This is a genomic window from Pseudorhodobacter turbinis (assembly GCF_005234135.1).
Lineage (GTDB): Bacteria > Pseudomonadota > Alphaproteobacteria > Rhodobacterales > Rhodobacteraceae > Pseudorhodobacter > Pseudorhodobacter turbinis.
Genome location: NZ_CP039965.1, coordinates 337,030 through 356,267 on the forward strand (window position 1 = coordinate 337,030; position 19,238 = coordinate 356,267).

Consider the following 19,238-nt stretch of genomic DNA (forward strand, 5'->3'; position numbering starts at 1 on the left):
GGTTTAGGGGTAGGTCACGCCCGCGTCCAGATACCGCAGTCATGCACCCATAGCAAATCGAGGCTCACCTTCCTCAACCGGGGATGGATCACGCAATACATAGCCGCGCCCCCATACGGTTTCGATATGGTTCATACCACCAGTCGCCTCTGCCAGCTTTTTACGCAGCTTGCAGATAAATACGTCGATGATTTTCAGCTCAGGCTCATCCATACCGCCGTAGAGATGGTTCAAAAACATCTCTTTCGTTAAGGTTGTGCCCTTGCGCAACGATAGAAGCTCCAGCATCTGGTATTCTTTGCCTGTCAGGTGCACGGATTTTCCATCCACCTCAACCGTTTTGGCGTCAAGGTTAACGCATACCTGGCCGGTTTTGATGATCGACTGCGAATGTCCCTTGGACCGCCGGATGATGGCATGAATCCGTGCCACCAGCTCTTCCCGGTGGAACGGTTTTGTCATATAGTCATCAGCACCGAAACCAAAGCCTTTTAGCTTGTTTTCAGTATCATCCGCCCCTGAAAGGATCAGGATTGGCGTATCAATGCGCGCAAGCCGTAGCTGACGCAAAACGTCATGTCCGCTCATATCCGGAAGGTTGATATCAAGCAAAATCAAGTCATAATCATAGAGCTTTGCAAGATCGATCCCCTCCTCCCCCAAATCTGTACAAAACACATTGAGGTTGGCATGAGTCAGCATCAGTTCAATGCTGCGCGATGTCGTTGGGTCGTCTTCAACTAAAAGAATTCGCATAAGTCAGTAACTCCGCATCTGTCTGCTTTCGTTAACCACATTGCCGCTCAATGGTTAATTGAAAGTTACTTTGACAAAGCCAAGGCCAAATGCAACCTAAAGTTGTCTATACTTTTGAATAGCTGTGACCTTTAGGGCATTTTCGCCATGCGATTCCACTGCTTCACGCCAAAGTGCGAACTCTTCCTCCGACAACGAGTAACGTTTAAGCGCTTCTGATTCGGAAATTAACCCGTGAACCACAGCATGGACGACAACTGCCTTTCGACTGGCCACCCACCGCTTTGTATCTTCCGGAGGTAAATCCGCACGACACAACACTGTTCCATCCGCGAGCGTAACCTGCCGCGGGCCATCGACTTTTTTAAGATACATCACACACAACCTTTTCTGAGTAACGTCAGATTGCGCGAACTGCCTTAATCAACAGTAAAACGTGGGGTTGAGACTATGTTGCATTTTCCTATATTGCGAGACATCAGCATAAAGGCCGCAAAATGTCCCTTGATTATCCCGTAAACTCTCTTGGATTCGCCAAGCCCCCTGCCGAGACGCGCGTAGTTGTCGCGATGTCGGGCGGCGTCGACAGTTCTGCCGTGGCGGCTCAGCTGGCCTCCGAGGGTTATGACGTTGTGGGCGTGACCCTGCAGCTTTATGATCACGGTGCGGCGCTGGCAAAAAAAGGTGCGTGCTGTGCTGGCCGTGATATCCACGATGCGCGCCGCGTGGCCGAGACCATGGGCTTCCCGCATTACGTGCTGGATTATGAGAACACCTTTCGTGAGGCGGTGATTGATGAATTCGCCGATGCCTATCTGGCTGGGGCGACGCCAGTCCCCTGCATTCGCTGTAACGAGCGGGTGAAGTTCAAGGACCTGTTGAACACCGCGCGCGATCTGGATGCCGATTGCATGGCGACGGGCCATTACATTCAGCGCAAAATGGGCACCGCGGGGCCAGAGCTGCATATGGCGGCCGATCACGCACGCGATCAAAGCTATTTCCTGTTTTCCACCACCGCCGAACAGCTTGCCTATTTGCGTTTCCCTTTGGGACATCTGGAAAGCAAAGCCGAGACACGGGCCTTGGCCGCGAAATTCGGGCTGACGGTTGCGGATAAACCCGACAGTCAGGATATCTGCTTTGTGCCCGACGGGAACTATGCCGCCGTGATTGAAAAGCTGCGCCCCGGCGCGGCCGATCCAGGCGATATTGTCGATATGGATGGTAATACCCTTGGGCAGCATCGCGGCGTGATCCATTACACCATCGGGCAACGGCGCGGCCTTGGGATCGGCGGGCTTGGCGATCCGCTTTATGTGGTCCAGCTGGATGCAGATGCCAAACGTGTGGTCGTCGGCCCCAAAGAGGCGCTCTCAACCCGTATCGTGCCGCTGCGCGAGATCAACTGGCTGGGGGATGCGCCGCTTGAAAGCCGGAAGGAGTGGCCTATCTCGGTCAAGGTGCGTTCCACTCGCCCCCCGCGCGAGGCGATTTTGCGCCCGATCTCGGCCACCGAAGCGCAGGTCGAACTGCTAAGCGCAGAAGAGGGCGTTTCCCCTGGACAGGCGTGTGTTTTCTACGATCAAGACAACACGCGCGTCTTGGGTGGCGGCTGGATCTGGCGCGGACATTGATCCGCGCCCGCCCTTAAAGCGCATTAAGAACAGAGCGTGCGGCGCGCAGGTTTGGCGCCTCGCCGCCCTGCCCAAGCCGTTGCATCGTCAAAGCCATGGCATCAATTTGGGCCGTGCGCGCAGGGCCGGGCTGCATAAGCGCCAGCAGCGGCGGAGTGATGTTTTCGGCCTTGCATGCAGGGCCAAGGAACTCTGGCACAGCGCGAGTTTGCGAGACAAGATTCACCAAAGTGACCGTATCAACCAACGCCACGCGTTGCATCATCCACATCGTCAGCGGGTTCATCTTATAGGCAATCACCATCGGGCAGCCATTGGCCGCCAGCTCCAACGAAACAGTGCCCGACGCGGCAATGGCGACAGTGGCATTGGCAAAGGCCGCGTGCTTGGCATCAGGGGGCTCGATGATGTCGGGTTGAATGGCCCAATCGCGGGTCAACTCACGCGTCAGATCCGCCACGCCGCGCACAGTTGGCAAGGCCACGCGCGCAGTCGGATGGGCCGTCTTTACCTTTGCCAACACCTCGCCAATCACCGGACAAAGCCGCGACACCTCTCCGCGACGAGAGCCGGGGAGCGTCAGGATCAGCGGGCTGTCTTGCGGGGATTTCGGTGCAAGCGGTTCGGACACGACCGGATGGCCGACGAAATCACAGGTCATTCCGGCGGCTGTCATCAAGGGTGGCTCAAACGGCAAAAGGGCCAGAACATGATCGATATAGCGGGCCATCTTGGCCGCGCGGCCGGGCCGCCATGCCCAAACCGAGGGCGCGACATAGTGGATGGTCTTCAGGTCGGGCCGCGCTGTCTTAACGAGTTTCGCCACGCGCAGACAAAAGTCGGGGCTGTCGATGGTGATCAAGGCAGCGGGGTTTTCGGCCAATGTCGCCGCCGCAGCTTGCGCAATCCGGCGCTTGAGGGCGCGGTATTTCGGCAAGATTTCCGCAATCCCCATCACCGAAAGCTCCTCCATCGGGAAGAGGGAGACAAGACCTTCGGCCTGCATCAAAGGCCCGCCGATCCCGCGGAACTGCACATCCGGCCGCAGGGTTTTAAGCGCCGCCATAAGGGCCGCCCCCAGCCGGTCGCCCGAAGGCTCCCCTGCGATGAGCGTGAATTTCATGGCTGTTCGGCAGGGCTGCCTTCGCGCGCCCAAAGGAAAAGACCAAGTGCATTCGCCTGCGCAATCAAGGCCGGCTGATCCAAAAGAAGCACACCGCCTGCCTCGAATACCACGCCGCCAAGCCCGGCCTTGGCCGCCATCTCAAGCGTATGTGGCCCGATGGTTGGCTGGTCAATGCGCCGATCCTGGCCCGGTTTAACCGCCTTGAGGTAAAGCCCCTTGCTGGTTTTGGGCCGCAAATGAGGCGGGACCTGCGCCACCGTTTCCAGCATCGCATCCGTTCCGGTCAGAACCTCCACCGCAAGGCAAAGCCCCGCCTGCACCACCGCACCCTGCCCCACATCCACAGCGCCCAAGGCTGCGACGATTGTAGCCGCACGGGTGGCATCGGCCTCATCCTGCAGGGTGATTTCACCGGCCAAAAGGCCCGCTTTGGCGGTCAGATCGGGCAAAAGATCACTAGAACTTACGATTTCTAGCTCAAACTCTTCGAAAATCTTAAGCACTTCACGCAAAGTCGAATCATCCCCCCCCTGCATCGCCGCGATCAAACGCGGCACCATCTGCGCGGTAAGCGGATCAAACCGCGACGGATCAAGGTCTGGGCGCTGCACAGCACCGGCAAAACAGACGCGGCCAACCCCCTGATCCAACAGGTGATTGAGGAAAGGCACCAACCGCTCAACACGAAAGGTCAAATCCGGCGCAACGCCGTCGGGCGCGAACCCGTCAAGCGCGGCGATTAATGGTTTTTCCGCCAGCCCGGCGCAGATTCGCGCAGGCAAAGCCCCACGGCCGGCAATGATTGCGGTTCGGCTCATTTTGGCGTCAGGAATGAACGGTCGGACGCCGAGAGGATAAAATCCGTCATCTCTTTGACGTGGCGGCTTTCGGTTTCATCGGCGAGGCGGCGGGCACGATCAAGGAAAGTTCCCTCGCCCTGCGCGAGCATCTGATAACCGGCCCGCAGCGCCGTAATCTCTGACCGTTCCACCCCGCGGCGCTTGAGGCCAACAAGGTTCAACCCGTCCAAATCACCGCGCGGCCCTTGCACAAGACCATGCGGCAGAACATCATTCGTAACCATCGTGACCGCACCAATGATCGCGCCATGTCCAATGCGTACCCATTGATGCACGCCCGAAAGCCCGCCGATGATCACATCATCACCAATCTGGCAATGGCCCGCGATGGCCGCCTGATTGGCAAGAATCACACGGTTTCCGACAGTGGCATCATGACCCACATGCGCGCCGGTCATCAGCAAGCAATCGTCGCCCACTCGGGTAATCCCGCCGCCACCAGCCGTGCCGGTGTTCAGTGTCGCCCCCTCACGGATACGACAGCGTGCGCCGACAACAAGCCGCGTCCGCTCACCCTTGAATTTCAAGTCTTGCGGCACCTCGCCCACGCAGGCAAAGGGAAAGATCACGGTTTCATCACCGATTTCCGTCCAGCCAGTGATAACAACATGGGATTTCAGCACCACACCGGCGCCAAGCGTTACCTCGGGGCCAACCACGCAAAACGGGCCGATCATGCATCCCGGCCCGATCGTCGCTGCCGGATCAACCACTGCAGAGGCGTGTATTTCCGCGCTCATGGTTTTGGCAGGTCCATCATCGCGGTGAATTCCGCTTGGGCGCAAAGCTCGCCCTCAACCATGGCGCGACCTTCAAATTTCCAGACCTTGCCACCGCCACGTTTCACTGTGACATGCAGCTCCACCACATCGCCGGGAACAACCATCCGGCGAAACTTCACGTTATCGATGCCCATGAAATACACGAGCAGGTTTTTGTCGGCCAAATCCAGCGAGACGCCGACAAGAATGCCAGAGGTCTGGGCCAGCGCCTCGATGATCTGAACTCCAGGAAAAACCGGCTTGCCGGGAAAATGGCCCTGAAACTGCGGTTCATTCATCGTCACGCATTTGATGCCCACAGCCGATGTATTTGGCACGATGTCGCGCACCTTATCGACCAGCAAGAACGGATAGCGATGCGGCAAGATGCGCTGGATCAGGTCGATATCTGCCGTAGTGGCAATCGGATTTGCGGCATCAGTCATCATCACGTTCCTTTTATTCGAGCCAACAGGGCCGAGAGTGCGTATCATCTGATTAACAAAGCACCCCGCCGGAAACAAGCCGAACCAAGGGTCAGGGTTGTGCAGGCGTGACTTCAACAGGGTCTTCGGGGGTTTCCGACAGGCGGGTGTCGATAAGCTCAATCGCGGGTTGAGTAATATCAATGCGGTCAAGACTCAGGACAACCGAGGATTGATCCAACAAGATCGCCGCACCACGAGACTGCATCATTTCTACCAATATCGGGGCTGCAATCTCAAAAAACTGCTGTTGATCCAACTCGCGCTGCCGCTTCAATTCGCGGTCTTTCGCAATCCATGCATCGCGAATTCTCTCGACCTTATCATCAAAGGCAATCGCGAGGGGCTGGAATTCGGCTGCGGGCATCGTCGCCCTGCGTTCGGTCAGCAGGCGTTCCTCGATCTCCAGATTGGATTCGATTTTGCGGATCTCGGCCTGCAATGTGCGCGACGAAGCCTCCAACCGCGAAAGCGAGGCTTTGCCAAAGGCAGATTCCTCGAACAAGCGCTGCTGGTTGATGGATAGAACGGGCGAAATTAGGGGCGCTTGCGCAGCCCCCGCTGCCTCTTGCGCGAAAACGGTGGCGGGCGACACCGAAAGCAGTGCCGCAAGCGCCAATGCCCCTAAACGCCCGCCCCGCATCAGAACTGCGACGAAATCGTCAAGTCGAAGTTACGCTCCTTGTCGTAATCCTCTTTTTTGACCGCTTTCGACAGGTTGAAGCGCAAAGGCCCAACCGGCGTTTCCCAAAACAGCGACACACCAACAGAGGAACGCAGGTTCATGCTGTCATCCACCGTGCAATCGACAACAGGGCAGACGCCCGATTTTGGCCCGCCGGTAACCTGATCCAAGCTCCAAACCGACCCCACATCAAAGAAGGCACCACCCTTGATGTTATATTCTTCGGGCAAGCCAATCGGGAATTCCGCCTCAAAGCGGGCCGCCGCAAAGACGTTACCACCCAAAGCATCCTCGTTAACCGCGTTCAAATCCCGCGGACCAACGCCGTTGCCCTCAAAGCCGCGGATCTTGGAGTTCAGGAAAAACCGTTCCGTCACGCGCGAGTCGCCCTTGGACATATTGATCATCCCGCCCTCGACCACGGCGCGCAATGTGATGTCATCGTTCCAGATACGACGTTCTGCCATCGCAAGACCTGTCGTGGAAACATAGGTAAGATCACCGCCAAGCCCTGCGAAATCCTGATTGAACCGCAGCAGCAGGCCGCTGTCAGGGTTCAACCCGCTGGAACGGGTATCATAGGAAAACCCGTAGCCGACGGAGGATGTAAGCTGCCCGCCCACAGATGCTTCATTGTGCAAGATCTGCGAGGAATCATCATCTACGTTTTTAATCCGCGAATCCACAACCTTATAGTTCAGCTGCAAGCGGCTGTATTCGCCAACAGGAAAGCCGACCCCAAGACCGATATTCGCCACACGCGTATCGTAATCGGAGTTTTGATTCTCTGTCTCGGCATAGCCGATATCAAAGGAGAACGACAGATCACGACCAAGGAACGCAGGCTCCATGAAGTTGATGCTGCCGCTCTTGTTATCCGTCCCGGTAGAGAGCGAGGCACCAACTGTTTGCCCGCGCCCGAGGAAGTTGCTTTCCCTGAAGCCTGCCGTCAGGCCAACGCCCGAATCCGCACCATAGCTGACCCCGAAAGATAGCGAGCCGGTAGGTTGCTCTTCCACATCGACATTCACGATGACCTGATCCGCGGCACTGCCCTGTTCTGAATTAACCCGGGCATCCTTGAAAAAGCCAAGCGCACGGATCCGTTCGGCGGCACGGCGAACTTCACGCGGGTTGAAGGGGTCCCCTTCGGCAGCGCGGAATTCACGGCGGATCACCTCATCCAAAGTGGTGGTGTTGCCTTCGATATCGATCCGCTCGACAAAGATACGCGGCCCTTTGGAAATCACGAATTCCACATCCAGCGTCAAATCGCGATCGTTGCGGGTGATGCGTGGCTCGATCCGCACAAAATTCAGCGATTTGCGCAAGGCCAGATTTTCCAGCCGTGTGATGTTGGTCTCGATCACAGTCGGGGAGTAGGTGATGCCGGACCGCAACTTCAGGGCCTTCTGGAACTCTGCCGCGTCAACCTCGGGAATCTCGGAAACGGTGGTCACACGACCAAGCTTGAAGCTTTGACCTTCGCGCACAGTGAACGTTACGAAGAAGCCGTCACGTTCGCGGGTAACCTCGCCAACAGCGCCTTGCACCTGAAAATCCACATAGCCACGGGCGGCGTAGAAATCCTTGAGCATCTGTTTGTCAAACTCGATCCGGTCGGCCACGAAAGTATCGGATTGAACCAGACGGCGGAAAATACCCGCCTGCTTTGTCTCCAGCACCTGCCGCAAACGGCGGTCGGAATAAGCGCGGTTGCCGACGAAGGAAACACGTTCCACCTCAACGACTTTGCCTTCCTTGATGTCGAACACCAAATCAACGCGGTTGCCCGAACGGCGAATGATCCGCGGATCAACGCTGGCAGCAATGCGCCCGCTTTCCTGATAGGCCTTTGCGATCTCGGCAGCGTCGGCCTCAGCTTGCGCGGCGGAAAAGACACGGCGGGACTGGGATTTTACGATGCTGGCCAGCATTTCATCCTTAAGGCGTTTATTCCCCTCAAAGTTGATTACATTCACAGTCGGAAGCTCTTGGACCTTGATCAACAGCGTGCCGCCTTGGGGAATGATCTGCACATCCTCGAACAGGCCGACATCGGAAATGCGCTGAAACGCGTCGTTCAACTCGCCTGCGCTGATCGTCTGGCCCCGGCCAATCCGGGCATAGGACAGGATTGTGGCGGCATCGACACGGTCATTGCCTTCAACCTTAACCGAGGAAAACTGATAACTTTGGGCAAATGCCTGCTGTGGTGCGGTCAAGCCAGCCATTGCGACGAAAGCGTATACCGATGCCGCAGCGGATTGGCGCCCGACCTTACGCAAGATGTTGCGGGACAATAAACCCCGGTCCGCAATATGCATTGTTCTGCCCCATGTAGCTGTCTCTATTTCCCACCTGAGTAACGGGAATGAAACAGCTTGTCAAAAGGACAGAGCCTTATATCGCCTCAATTTGGAAAGTGGTTACAAACCTGCCGCACCTTTTCAGGGATTTAAGGCGATCTGCCCCAGAAAAGCGCCGGCCATCAGGCCAAACGCGATGGTTCCCACGCAAAACAACAGATCCCAGTTCAGACCCAGAACGAACGAAAACCCGCGATAGCCACTCATTACTGTTTGCATAACCTACACCCGTTAAAACTTGGCAACTGGTATCAGTATAAAAAATGAATGCGGCACGATTTAGGCAAATTGTTTTGTTTTAGCGATGCGAGCCTAAGGGCAGAACAGATCATTGCTCAACGCAAACGCCATCAGGGACAGCAGCAACGCCAACCCGACCATCATCATCACCCGCAAGGCCCCGTCCGAGGGCGGTTTGCCCGTAATCGCCTCATAGGCGTGGAACACCAGATGCCCGCCATCCAATACCGGAATCGGAAAGAGGTTCATCAACCCCACGGCCGTCGACAGCGCCGCGATCATCATGATGAAGGTCAACCCGCCTTGCGATGCCGCCGCCGAGGACGTCTTGGCAATGCCGATCGGGCCGCGCAAGTTGCATGAGGAAATCGCCCCAGTCACGATGTGCCCCAAGCCCGAAAGGCTGGTTTTGACCAATGTCCACGTGCGTTGCGCGCTGATTGACAGCGCCTCAACCGGACCGGGAGTGTAGAGTTCGGGAGTGAACATCAAGCCTTCACCAAGCCCGATCAGATAGCGCTCCTCAAACCCGCCCCCGGGCATAGGGTTGGTTGTCAAGCGCGGGGTCAGGGTGGTTTCAAACCGTGTACCCTCGGCATCATCAGCGCGCCAGACTTGCAAGGAAACAGGGGCATCCTTGCTGTCTTTGACAAAATTCACCAGATCCATAAAGGCACTTACCGGCTGCCCGTTGATCGCCAGAATCACGTCTCCCTCGGCTAAACCGGCATCCTGTGCCGCCGACTCCAGCGCGATAGAACCGACAAGTGCCGGAAAGGGAAAGGGACCCGCGATGGTCACATCACGGCCAGCACGCGCAATGGTATAGTCGACGGTCGGCGCAATCTCCAACGCGCGTGCCGCGGTGATAAAGCTCTGCAGGTCGGGGGTCTGCACGCCATTGACGGCCAGAACCTCATCGCCGGCAAGCAGGGTCTGGCTGTTGTCTGGCAAGGGCTTTACCGCCCCGATCACAGGCCGGTCGGTTGCAATCCCGAAATGTAGGGTCACGGCAAAGTAAATCACCATCGTCAGAATAAAGTTGAACATCGGACCTGCCAGAACCGTCGCTGCCCGCGCCCAAAGCGGCGCACCATGCATGGTGTGGCGGCGCTCCTCTGCGCTGAGCGTGCTGATGGTCTCACCGTCCTTGCCGGATGCGGCGTCGCTATCGCCTTTGAATTTCACATAGCCGCCAAGGGGAAAGGCCGCGAATTGCCAACGCGTGCCACGTTTGTCCACGCGCGAAAACAGCACAGGCCCAAAGCCCAAGGAAAACACATCGGCGTGGATCCCGCTCCAGCGGCCAACGATGTAATGGCCGTATTCATGCACGGCCACGATAATCGACAAGGCGATGACAAAGGCCGCAATCGTCCAGGCGAAATTGCCAAAGGACGGGATCAAGTTCATAAATTCCACGAGGTCTATCTTCCTTGCTGCCACGATTTGACCGCATCTGCGGCAGTCTCTCTTGCGAGATGGTCCATGTTCAACACATCCTCAAGGGTGGTTGCGTCAATTTGAAGGCTGTTTTGGCGCGAAAGCTGGGAAAGCGTGGTTTCCACCACCTCGGCCATGCCCAAAAACGACAAATCGCCCGCGATGAAGCCGTCCAATGCGATCTCCTTGGCAGCATTAAAGGCCGCCCCCGAAAGCCCGCGCATCGCCATGACATCGCGCGCAAGACGCAGCGCGGGAAAGCGGACGGGATCGGGCGCCTCAAACTCCAGCGAGGCAAGCCGGGCCAGATCCAGCCGCTCCACCGGCACATCGCCCCGGTGCGGCCAATGCAACGCAAAACCGATGGCGTGGCGCATATCGGCGGGGCCAAGATGGGCCATAATCCCACCGTCACAAAATCCGACCAGCGCATGGATGATGGACTGCGGGTGGGTGATCACCTCGATCTGATCGGGGTCAAATCCGAAAAACTCACGCGTTTCAATGAGTTCGAGCGCCTTGTTAAACATGGACGCGCTGTCGATCGAGATCCTTTGCCCCATTGACCAATTCGGGTGTTTCATCGCCTGCGCAGGCGTGATGCTTTGCATCTGCTCCATGGTGAAGCTGCGGAACGGGCCGCCCGAGGCGGTGATGATCACCCGCTCTACCGCGGATTTATCTTCGCCCACCAAGGCCTGAAATACGGCGGAATGTTCACTGTCGACCGGCAGCAAGGTTGCCCCGTATCGCGCAGCCGTGGCCAATAATAATGGCCCCGCGGTCACAAGGCTTTCCTTATTCGCCAGCGCCAGCGTGCCGCCATGACGCAGCGCACGCAGGCCCGGCACCAGCCCCGCTGCCCCGACAATCGCCGACATCACCCAATCCGCCGGCCGGTCAGCCGCCTCGGCAATCGCATTGGCCCCCGCCGCACATTCAATGCCACTGCCTGCAAGGGCATCGCGCAGCGCGGGCAAACAATCCTCATGCGCGGTAACGGCAAGCTCTGCATTCAAGGCGCGGGCCATCTGGGCCAAGCGTGGGATATTGCGCGCGCCGGTTAGGGCCACGGTGCGGTAAGCCTCTGGCCCGCCGCCACGCATGATCAGATCAAAGGTGCTTTCCCCGATGGAACCGGTTGCGCCGAAAATGGAAATGGAGCGCAAAGGCCTATCCCCCGACCGGAAATGGCAAATGCATCACCAGTGACAAAAGCATCACGAGCACCACCGCCCCCGTCATCGCATCAAACCGGTCCAGAAAACCGCCATGCCCGGGAATAAGGTCAGAGCTGTCTTTGACGCCGGTCCGCCGCTTGATCCAGCTTTCCGCGATATCACCCATCTGGCCGGCAAATGAGACAAGCGCTGATAGCAGAACAATCCCGAAAGGTGCCATGTCAGATGCCCAGAACACCCCGCCCACCAGAGCGGCACCGATCCATCCCGCAACCGTGCCCGACCATGTTTTCTTGGGGCTAATGGCCGGCCAAAACTTTGGCCCGCCCAAAATACGCCCCGCAAAATAGCCCATGACATCAGAGATCACGACCACAAGGACGATCCACACAATCGCCGACATCCCTGCATCATTGCGCAGGGTGACAAGCCCGAATCCCGCAATCATCGCGCCCGCCGCCCACACAGCCGCCAGCCCACGGTCGCGACGTGGGGTCAGCGCAAAGGCAAGTGCAGGTATCAAAAGCACAATGGCGCCAATCATCCACGGGGAGGCCCATGCAAATGCAAGACACAGCACCCCCAGCCCGGCAACCGCAAGCGCGCTGCGGTCATGTGGCGGTGCTTTTGCAAGCCGGGTCATGGAGCCCAGTTCCCACAACATCAAGCCGGTCAACGCTGCCACCAGAACCGTAAACACCGTCCCGCCAAGCCAGATCCCGATAGCCGCGACCAAGACCATGACCACGGCCGAGATCAGACGGGCGCGCAAATCGCCCCAGCGATTCTCTGTCGCGCTCATACCGAGGTTACCCCGCCGAAACGACGCTCTCGGGTGCTGAACCGGTCAAGGATCTTCTCCAGTTCTTCGGGCGAGAAATCAGGCCAAAGCGTGGGGGTGAATTCATATTCGGCATAGGCCGACTGCCAGATCAGGAAGTTGGAGGTGCGAGTTTCGCCCGAGGTGCGGATCACCAGATCGGGATCAGGAAGCATACCGGTATCAAGCCGCGCAGCAAGGGCCGCCTCGGTCATATCGCAAGCCTCCAGCCTGCCCTCGGCCACCTCAATCGCCAGTGCGCGGGTGGCACGCATAATCTCGTCACGACCGCCATAGTTGATCGCAACCGTCAGGTTAAGCCGCGAAAACTCTGCCGTCCGCGCCTCGATCCCAGACATAAGCCGCTGCAGCTTCGGGTCCAGCCGGGACCGGTCACCGATAAAGCGCATCCGCACACCCTCTTTGGACATGCGATCAGCCTCACGTTGGATATAGCGCGCAAAAATTGCCATGATTCCAATGACTTCTTCGGTAGAGCGCTTCCAGTTTTCAGTGGAAAACGCATAGATCGTCAGCCACTTGATCCCCATATCGGGGGCCGCCGCCACAATCTGCTTGACCCGTTCGGCCCCTTTGCGATGCCCGACCAGACGCGGCCAGCCGCGATTGGTGGCCCAGCGACCATTGCCATCCATGATGATGGCAACATGCTCTACCGGCCTGTTCTTTGCGATGTTTGGCGTGATTGACACAGGGGGATGGCCCTTTCTCAGTCGCAAAAAAGCAAGATTCAGACCTGCATGATTTCCTGCTGCTTGACTTCAAGCGACATGTCGATGGCAGCGATGGCCTTATCCGTCAGCTCTTGTACAGCCGTTTCCCAGAACTTCTGGTCATCCTCGGAAAGCCCGTCATTCTTGGCTTTTTTCACCTGGTCCATACCGTCGCGGCGCACGTTGCGCACGGCAACCTTGGCCTGTTCGGCATATTGGCCCGCGACTTTGGTAAGCTCGCGGCGGCGCTCTTCGTTCAGCTCGGGGATCGGCAGCATGATGATCGTGCCGTTCAGCTGCGGGTTGATGCCAAGGCCGGATTCGCGGATCGCTTTTTCCACCTTGCCGACAAGACCCTTGTCCCAAACATTCACCGTGACCATACGCGGCTCAGGCACATTGACAGTCGCCACCTGGTTGAGCGGGGTTAGCGCGCCATAAGCATCCACCATAATGGGATCAACCATAGAGGCAGAGCCGCGCCCGGTGCGCAGCGAAGCAAATTCCGCGCGCAGGGCCGTTTGCGCCCCGTCCATCCGGCGTTCCAGATCATCGGTGTCGAGCATGAAATCGTCTGACATAGGTCCCTCGGGCAGCTTTTTTTGTTCCAGTTCCGAGGGTTTTAATCCACGGGCGCGCAGTTGTATAGTCGCAGTACGAAGGCGAGCCGATCCAAGGGCGGATTTATGCACCCCCGACCCTGTCCTGCGCGTACAGATCACGGGGCAATCAACCCGAGCGTGTCAGTTAACTGCGTTATGGGGAAAACAATAACTTTTTATTACCGTAAAAAGCGTCTAACCTTTCCGAAGACCGATAAAAACCCCGAGATTCAAGGGGGGCGAGCGCCTCCTATGTAAATGAGCAGCGAATGCCTCGGCCATCCGGAGGCGAAATCTCTAGACGAGGGCTTAACTCTATGCGGCGCTTGAATGTTGCAGACATCTCATCCCTGTCCATTTTGGAAACTCTTGCCGCGCCTATCTGGATATTCGACCTTGACCAGCACGCGATATGGTGGGGAAATGCCGCGGCACTGGCATTTTGGAACGTCGACAGCCTTGATGCCCTGAAGGCGCATGATTTTTCATCGGACAGTGCGACGACACGCCAGCGGTTGCGGCAAATGGCCTATGATCCAAGGATGAAAAGCGACGAACCGGAAACGTGGATTTTATATCCCAACGACACCCCGGTCACCGCCTTGGTCAAGCTGCAACCGGTCACATTCGCGCAAGGGCGCGTCGGGCTTTTGGCCGAGGTCACCAATCGGCCAAGCGCGGGTTTTGACATCCAGACTGCACGGATCGCGGAAACCATCCGCTACTCCGGCGTTATTCTGAGCATGTTCTCGCTTTCGGGCAGGTTGATTGCCCAGAACCCCGAAGCATTTGAATGTTATGGTGCCTCACAGGGCACGGACGATGATCTGGCCTCAAGATTCGACAATAGGGATCTGGCGCAGGATCTGCTTCAATCAGTGAACCAGTCATCGGTGTTCAGCGCAGAGCTTGAGGTCCCCGGAAACACCCCAAAGCGAACGCATCATATCAAAGCCCATCGGGGGCGCGATCCGGCGACCGGCGAATTTGTTGCCGTTATCGCCGAGAGCGACATCTCGGATCTGGTTCGTCTGCGGCGTGAACTGTCAGACCTCAACATGAATCTGGAACAGCGGGTGCTTGAGCGTAGCGAAGCGCTGCGCATCAGCGAGGAACGGTTTTCGCTGGCAATGCGGGGGGCCAAAGACGGCCTGTGGGACCGGAATTTCGAGACAGGGACAACCTATGTCTCCCCCAGATGCTACGAGATTCTGGGGACCGGGCCGAATGAGATCTTGCTTGATACCGAAACCTACCTTGCATTGATCCACCCCGAAGACCGCGCACGGGTGGAAGCGACGTTCATGGACCCGGAGCCGGTCGAACGCACCGTGCGCGAAGCAGAATACCGCGTCCGTCACAAGGACGGCCATTGGGTCGATCTGCTGGAGCGGGCCTTTCTGGTGATTCGCGATGGCAAGCCCGTGCGCATGGTCGGCACCAGTATCGATATTTCCGAGCGCAAACGCCATGAACGCAAAATGACGCGGCTGATGGAAATTTTGGTAGAGGGCGGTCAGGCCTTGCCCTTGGGTATTGCCTTTTATGATCCGGATCTCAAACTGGTCATGAACAATCAGCTTTATGCGGATATGCAGCCGCAAGACGGCCCCGTGCTGGAACGCGGCACCCATTTCCGCGAGATTCTGGAAAGCTCTGCCAAAGACATCGCCAAAACCAAGGGTTACAACAGCCCGCAAGCCTATATCAATGATCGCCTGCAATCCGCCCGCATCGCACCACATAGCTGGACGCATGAACAGGCCAACGGGCGCATTATTGTTGCAACCGAAATCCCGACCAGCGGCAATGGCGTTATTTCCTTGTTTGAGGATGTCACCCAAGAGCGGACCCAGCAAAAACAGCTTCAACAAGCGCAGAAGATGGAGGCCATCGGTCAGCTGACCGGAGGTGTGGCGCATGACTTCAACAACCTTCTGGCCGTTATAATGGGCAACCTTGAACTGCTCCAGAATGAGATCGAAACACAGCTTCCCGATGTAAACACCGAAGAAACAAACGCTTTGATCGATGCCGCTTTGGCCTCGGTCAAACATGGTGCGGATCTGACCAGCAATATGCTGGCCTATGCCCGCAAGGCGCGCCTGAAGCCTGTGGTCATTGATCTAAACAAGGCTATCAGCGAGACAGAGCGCTGGATGCGGCGAACTATCGTCTCCACCATCCAGATCGAAACCGTTTTTCAAGGCGGGGTCTGGCCGGTTCAGGTCGATCAAAGCTCCCTCCAAAGTGCCCTGGTCAACCTTATCCTCAATGCAAGGGATGCGATGGAAGGCAGCGGCAGGCTTACCATCGAGACCGCAAATCTGCGTATTGACGAAAGCTACCTCGACACGCGGTCCGAAACCATCCCGCCGGGGCGCTATGTCATGGTTGCCGTCAGCGATACGGGCCCGGGAATTTCGCCCGATGTAATCGGACAGATCTATGACCCGTTTTTCTCGACCAAAGAGGTTGGCAAAGGCACGGGGCTTGGTTTGTCGATGGTCGAGGGCTTTGTTAAACAATCCGGCGGGATGATCCGCGTCTATTCCGAACCCGGCAGCGGCACCAGTTTTAAACTATTTTTCAACGCACAAGCGCCGACCGGAGGGGCATCAAAGCAGCCCCCGATCCCGCAACAGGCAATGAAATCTGCGCTGAATGCACGCGCACACATCCTGATCGCCGAGGACCAGCCCGAGGTTATGGATGTCTTGAAGAAAACACTGGCAAGCGCCGGCTACAATGTGACCACTGCAGGGAATGGTGACACGGCCTTTGAGCATTTCGAATCCGATCCCGGTATTGATCTGGTCCTGACGGATATTGTGATGCCGGGGCGCCTACAGGGCCCCGGTCTTGCCAAAGAGTGCCGCCAGATCCGCCCGGAAATTCCGTTCATCTTTCTTTCGGGCTACGCCTCCGAGGCAACAGTTCACGGCAACGGCCTGCGCCCCGAGGATATCCGGCTTATGAAACCCGTGTCGCGAACGCCCCTGCTGCAAGCTGTCGAAAGCTGTCTTAAACTTCTCAAGCGCAATGGCTGATCCATGTTGGGCCATTGGAGCACCTGCCTAAGCAGCACCTGTAGGTTCAGGCCTTCGGTAACGGGGACGTCTCAGTCAAGTGCTTTTTGACATACGCATCCGACCGCATAGTTGCGGATTTGATAACAACGTCTTTCTGAGCCATTCTGAACCGCCCCGGGTTTACCGGAGAGTAAAACTCTCCAAGGATAACCCTTATGACACAACGCAAACATATCCCGTCTTATACGGCTGAGTTCCGCGCGCGCGGCGTTCGGCTTTTCAATGAACAACGCTCGGAATATCGCAGTGACAATGCTGCTTATCAGGCAATTGCACCCAAGCTGGGCTGTGCTCCTGATAGCCTGCGGGGATGGTGCCGTCAGTCTGAACGCGATGCTGGTGCCCGCAACGGTCCCACCTGTGAGGAGAAGGCCCGGATCAAAGAGCTTGAGCGTGAGGTTCGGGAACTGCGCCAAGCAAATGAGATTCTGAAGAAGGCTTCTGCGTATTTTGCTCAGGCGGAACTCGACCGCCCGTTCAGGAAATGATTTCATTCATTGAAGATTACCGCACGGACTTTGGTGTCGGGTCGATCTGCAAGATTTTGCGGGTCGCACCATCGTCCTACTATGCAAATTCGGCGATCAGACGAGATCCCCGGCTCGCCTCAAACAGGGCGCGCCAAGACGTAACGGACAGCGTGGAAATCCGGCGCGTTCACGATGAAAGTCGTGGCCGCTATGGCGCCAGAAAGGTCTGGCACCAACTGCGCCGTGAGAGCAAGGACATCGCCCGATGCACTGTCGAACGCTTGATGAAAGTTATGGGATTACAGGGCGTTGTTCGCGGCAAGCCAGTCATCACGACGAACCCCGATGCCTCTCAGCCGTGTCCGGACGATAAAGTGAACCGCGAATTCAAAGCACAATCCCCAAACCAGCTCTGGGTCAGTGACTTCACTTATGTTTCCACATGGCAGGGCATGGTTTACGTCGCATTTGTTGTCGACGTCTTCTCTCGAAGGATCGTCGGCTGGCGGGTCTCAACATCGATGACAACAGCCTTTGTGCTCGATGCCTTGAACCAGGCGATCTGTCAGCGCAGCCCTGAAAAAGGCGGCGGGTTGATACATCATTCCGACCGCGGATCTCAATATTTGTCCATTAAATACACTGAGCGATTGGCGGACGCTGGGATCGATCCATCTGTCGGAACCGTGGGAGATTCCTACGATAATGCCCTCGCTGAAAGCATCATTGGCCTGTTCAAAACTGAGGTTACAAAGTTGCTCGGCCCATGGAAATCAATGGGCCAGCTTGAATGGGAAACGCTGAAATGGGTCGATTGGTACAACACCAAGCGCCTGCACAGTGCCATCGGATATGTCACGCCGCATGAAGCAGAGGAGATGTTCTATGCAACCTTGAACCCAAATGAAAAAGCAGCCTAACATTCGAAACAAACGCTCTCCGGCAAACAAGGGGCGGTTCAATCACCGGTTCGGATCGTCATCGGAGAGCATTGAACAGCTTCAACTGGCCTTGGAAACGAGCGAGCTCGCGGTTGCCAAGATGACCGCAAAACTGCGCCTTCCTGACGAAGAGCCAAAAGACAAACCGAAGCGCCGCCCGATCCCGGATCACATCCCGCGCATGGAAGTCGAGTTGACGACTGGCGACGATGATTGCGCACAATGCGGTGGCGCACTGCGTCGCTTGGGTGAGGACGTGACCGAGGAACTGGAATATGTTCCCGGACGCTTCATCGTGAACCGTATCGTGCGACCCCGCGCTTTGCGTGTTCGGGCTGCGAGGCCTTCACACAGGCAGCGTTCCCAAACATTTTTTTGAACTTCTCCGGGGACTAATTCCCATTCAGAAGAGGAGACTTGCATGAGAGCAACAACGATCACGGACCAGGAGATCGAGAAAATACACGAGGCACTCGGCGAGGCGTGGAGCGAGTATTCTGAGTAGATCCAAGTCGCAGATGCCGCCGCCGAGAACGGCAAGGAGTTCCCGTTCTATGTTTCCGGGACCAAGCAACGCAGAGATCGGATGCGCGGCGCCATGGCGCTCATGCATAAGCTGAGGTGGGCTCTCGACGAGATGTCAGCACACCAGGAACTGCAGCATGTCGCGAGGAGGTCTAAGGGTAATCCGAATGTTTAGAGGGTCGGTGACACCGCACACATACGGCCGCCTCGTCGCCGCAGCTCGCAAATACAATCGCACCCGTCGACCAGGAATATTTCTGAAGTTGGCTGTTTGGCGCTTGCGTCGGATTGATCCGGGAAATCCTGTTCTTTTGAAGTAGTTCAAAGATGGTGGTCCCGGCGCGATTCGAACGCGCGACCTTTCGCTTCGGAGGCGAACACTCTATCCAGCTGAGCTACGGGACCATCTTTTCAGTGTGTTTCTGTGCGGTATCTGTGCGAAGCCGACCTTATCACTCTGATTTATACCTTAACCTTTCAATACGTTACAACCACAGCATTTCGCCTTCGG

At 57.0% G+C, this 19,238-nt stretch carries 18 protein-coding genes, 1 tRNA gene and 1 other annotated feature; of the genes, 4 read left to right on the top strand and 15 right to left on the bottom strand.

Annotation, left to right across the window (positions count from 1 at the left end):
• Window positions 1-39 precede the first annotated feature (39 nt).
• On the bottom strand, window positions 40-756 hold the full coding sequence (ctrA, locus tag EOK75_RS13945; RefSeq protein ID WP_050528217.1) for a response regulator transcription factor CtrA: 717 nt from the start codon (window positions 754-756) through the stop codon (window positions 40-42).
• 96 nt (window positions 757-852) lie between these two features.
• On the bottom strand, window positions 853-1,131 hold the full coding sequence (gene sciP, locus EOK75_RS13950; RefSeq protein ID WP_137194712.1) for a CtrA inhibitor SciP: 279 nt from the start codon (window positions 1,129-1,131) through the stop codon (window positions 853-855).
• Window positions 1,132-1,253: 122 nt separating this feature from the next.
• On the opposite strand from sciP, the gene mnmA reads away from it, so the two are divergent.
• Window positions 1,254-2,393 (top strand): tRNA 2-thiouridine(34) synthase MnmA, encoded by a 1,140-nt coding sequence (mnmA, locus tag EOK75_RS13955; protein WP_137194713.1) that lies wholly within the window; start codon window positions 1,254-1,256, stop codon window positions 2,391-2,393.
• Between the two features lie 13 nt (window positions 2,394-2,406).
• Here the strand turns inward: mnmA and lpxB are convergent, their stop codons facing one another.
• The 12 genes from lpxB to frr form a co-directional block, all read right to left on the bottom strand.
• Window positions 2,407-3,516, bottom strand: coding sequence for a lipid-A-disaccharide synthase (gene lpxB, locus EOK75_RS13960; protein WP_137194714.1), 1,110 nt, complete (start codon window positions 3,514-3,516; stop codon window positions 2,407-2,409).
• On the bottom strand, window positions 3,513-4,337 hold the full coding sequence (locus tag EOK75_RS13965; protein ID WP_137194715.1) for an LpxI family protein: 825 nt from the start codon (window positions 4,335-4,337) through the stop codon (window positions 3,513-3,515). The genes lpxB and EOK75_RS13965 overlap by 4 nt, the downstream gene beginning before the upstream one ends.
• Window positions 4,334-5,119: an acyl-ACP--UDP-N-acetylglucosamine O-acyltransferase gene (gene lpxA / locus EOK75_RS13970; protein WP_137194716.1), complete on the bottom strand. Its 786-nt coding sequence runs from the start codon at window positions 5,117-5,119 to the stop codon at window positions 4,334-4,336. The genes EOK75_RS13965 and lpxA overlap by 4 nt, the downstream gene beginning before the upstream one ends.
• Complete coding sequence (gene fabZ / locus EOK75_RS13975) at window positions 5,116-5,586, bottom strand: 3-hydroxyacyl-ACP dehydratase FabZ (protein WP_137194717.1); 471 nt, start codon at window positions 5,584-5,586, stop codon at window positions 5,116-5,118. The genes lpxA and fabZ overlap by 4 nt, the downstream gene beginning before the upstream one ends.
• Window positions 5,587-5,677: 91 nt before the next feature.
• Window positions 5,678-6,268, bottom strand: a complete 591-nt coding sequence (locus tag EOK75_RS13980; protein ID WP_137194718.1) for an OmpH/Skp family outer membrane protein — start codon at window positions 6,266-6,268, stop codon at window positions 5,678-5,680.
• Window positions 6,268-8,544 carry an outer membrane protein assembly factor BamA gene (bamA, locus tag EOK75_RS13985; protein ID WP_420821954.1) on the bottom strand — a complete coding sequence of 759 codons (2,277 nt, stop codon included), beginning with the start codon at window positions 8,542-8,544 and terminating at the stop codon, window positions 6,268-6,270. Before bamA ends, EOK75_RS13980 begins: the two co-directional genes overlap by 1 nt.
• Before the next feature lie 216 nt (window positions 8,545-8,760).
• Window positions 8,761-8,898, bottom strand: a complete 138-nt coding sequence (locus EOK75_RS20870) for a hypothetical protein (RefSeq protein ID WP_168199252.1) — start codon at window positions 8,896-8,898, stop codon at window positions 8,761-8,763.
• A 93-nt stretch (window positions 8,899-8,991) separates the two neighbouring features.
• Window positions 8,992-10,341, bottom strand: coding sequence for an RIP metalloprotease RseP (gene rseP, locus EOK75_RS13990; RefSeq protein WP_137194720.1), 1,350 nt, complete (start codon window positions 10,339-10,341; stop codon window positions 8,992-8,994).
• A 5-nt stretch (window positions 10,342-10,346) separates the two neighbouring features.
• Complete coding sequence (dxr, locus tag EOK75_RS13995) at window positions 10,347-11,531, bottom strand: 1-deoxy-D-xylulose-5-phosphate reductoisomerase (protein ID WP_137194721.1); 1,185 nt, start codon at window positions 11,529-11,531, stop codon at window positions 10,347-10,349.
• 4 nt (window positions 11,532-11,535) lie between these two features.
• On the bottom strand, window positions 11,536-12,345 hold the full coding sequence (locus EOK75_RS14000) for a phosphatidate cytidylyltransferase (protein WP_137194722.1): 810 nt from the start codon (window positions 12,343-12,345) through the stop codon (window positions 11,536-11,538).
• The gene (uppS, locus tag EOK75_RS14005; RefSeq protein WP_276612541.1) at window positions 12,342-13,076 is read right to left on the bottom strand and encodes a polyprenyl diphosphate synthase; all 735 of its coding nucleotides are present in this window, start codon (window positions 13,074-13,076) and stop codon (window positions 12,342-12,344) included. The genes EOK75_RS14000 and uppS overlap by 4 nt, the downstream gene beginning before the upstream one ends.
• 38 nt (window positions 13,077-13,114) lie before the next feature.
• Window positions 13,115-13,678, bottom strand: coding sequence for a ribosome recycling factor (gene frr / locus EOK75_RS14010; RefSeq protein ID WP_137194723.1), 564 nt, complete (start codon window positions 13,676-13,678; stop codon window positions 13,115-13,117).
• 338 nt (window positions 13,679-14,016) lie between these two features.
• Here frr and EOK75_RS14015 point away from each other — a divergent pair, with 338 nt between their 5' ends.
• From EOK75_RS14015 to EOK75_RS14025, 3 genes are all read left to right on the top strand, one after another.
• Window positions 14,017-16,749, top strand: coding sequence for an ATP-binding protein (locus EOK75_RS14015; protein WP_168199253.1), 2,733 nt, complete (start codon window positions 14,017-14,019; stop codon window positions 16,747-16,749).
• A 197-nt stretch (window positions 16,750-16,946) separates the two neighbouring features.
• Window positions 16,947-18,181 (top strand): IS3 family transposase gene (locus EOK75_RS14020; RefSeq protein WP_137192325.1). Its coding sequence is split into 2 segments (ribosomal slippage): window positions 16,947-17,241 and window positions 17,241-18,181, totalling 1,236 coding nucleotides; the frame shifts between segments, so codons are not numbered across the junction.
• Window positions 17,234-17,350: a sequence feature (AL1L pseudoknot), on the top strand. It overlaps the preceding gene by 117 nt.
• On the top strand, window positions 18,165-18,581 hold the full coding sequence (locus EOK75_RS14025; protein WP_137194725.1) for an IS66 family transposase zinc-finger binding domain-containing protein: 417 nt from the start codon (window positions 18,165-18,167) through the stop codon (window positions 18,579-18,581). Before EOK75_RS14020 ends, EOK75_RS14025 begins: the two co-directional genes overlap by 17 nt.
• Window positions 18,582-19,055: 474 nt before the next feature.
• Here the strand turns inward: EOK75_RS14025 and EOK75_RS14030 are convergent.
• Window positions 19,056-19,132: transfer RNA gene (locus EOK75_RS14030), tRNA-Arg, on the bottom strand.
• Window positions 19,133-19,238: the final 106 nt, after the last annotated feature.

Excerpts from the sequence above, each read along its gene's own strand:
- frr (WP_137194723.1), bottom strand. The coding sequence starts at position 13,678 with ATGTCAGACGATTTCATGCTCGACACCGATGATCTGGAACGCCGGATG.
- EOK75_RS13965 (WP_137194715.1), bottom strand. The coding sequence starts at position 4,337 with ATGAGCCGAACCGCAATCATTGCCGGCCGTGGGGCTTTGCCTGCGCGA.
- EOK75_RS14015 (WP_168199253.1), top strand. The coding sequence starts at position 14,017 with ATGCGGCGCTTGAATGTTGCAGACATCTCATCCCTGTCCATTTTGGAA.
- EOK75_RS14025 (WP_137194725.1), top strand. The coding sequence starts at position 18,165 with ATGAAAAAGCAGCCTAACATTCGAAACAAACGCTCTCCGGCAAACAAG.
- lpxB (WP_137194714.1), bottom strand. The coding sequence starts at position 3,516 with ATGAAATTCACGCTCATCGCAGGGGAGCCTTCGGGCGACCGGCTGGGG.
- lpxA (WP_137194716.1), bottom strand. The coding sequence starts at position 5,119 with ATGAGCGCGGAAATACACGCCTCTGCAGTGGTTGATCCGGCAGCGACG.
- EOK75_RS14000 (WP_137194722.1), bottom strand. The coding sequence starts at position 12,345 with ATGAGCGCGACAGAGAATCGCTGGGGCGATTTGCGCGCCCGTCTGATC.
- sciP (WP_137194712.1), bottom strand. The coding sequence starts at position 1,131 with ATGTATCTTAAAAAAGTCGATGGCCCGCGGCAGGTTACGCTCGCGGAT.
- ctrA (WP_050528217.1), bottom strand. The coding sequence starts at position 756 with ATGCGAATTCTTTTAGTTGAAGACGACCCAACGACATCGCGCAGCATT.
- EOK75_RS20870 (WP_168199252.1), bottom strand. The coding sequence starts at position 8,898 with ATGCAAACAGTAATGAGTGGCTATCGCGGGTTTTCGTTCGTTCTGGGT.
- mnmA (WP_137194713.1), top strand. The coding sequence starts at position 1,254 with ATGTCCCTTGATTATCCCGTAAACTCTCTTGGATTCGCCAAGCCCCCT.
- bamA (WP_420821954.1), bottom strand. The coding sequence starts at position 8,544 with ATGGCTGGCTTGACCGCACCACAGCAGGCATTTGCCCAAAGTTATCAG.
- EOK75_RS13980 (WP_137194718.1), bottom strand. The coding sequence starts at position 6,268 with ATGCGGGGCGGGCGTTTAGGGGCATTGGCGCTTGCGGCACTGCTTTCG.
- fabZ (WP_137194717.1), bottom strand. The coding sequence starts at position 5,586 with ATGACTGATGCCGCAAATCCGATTGCCACTACGGCAGATATCGACCTG.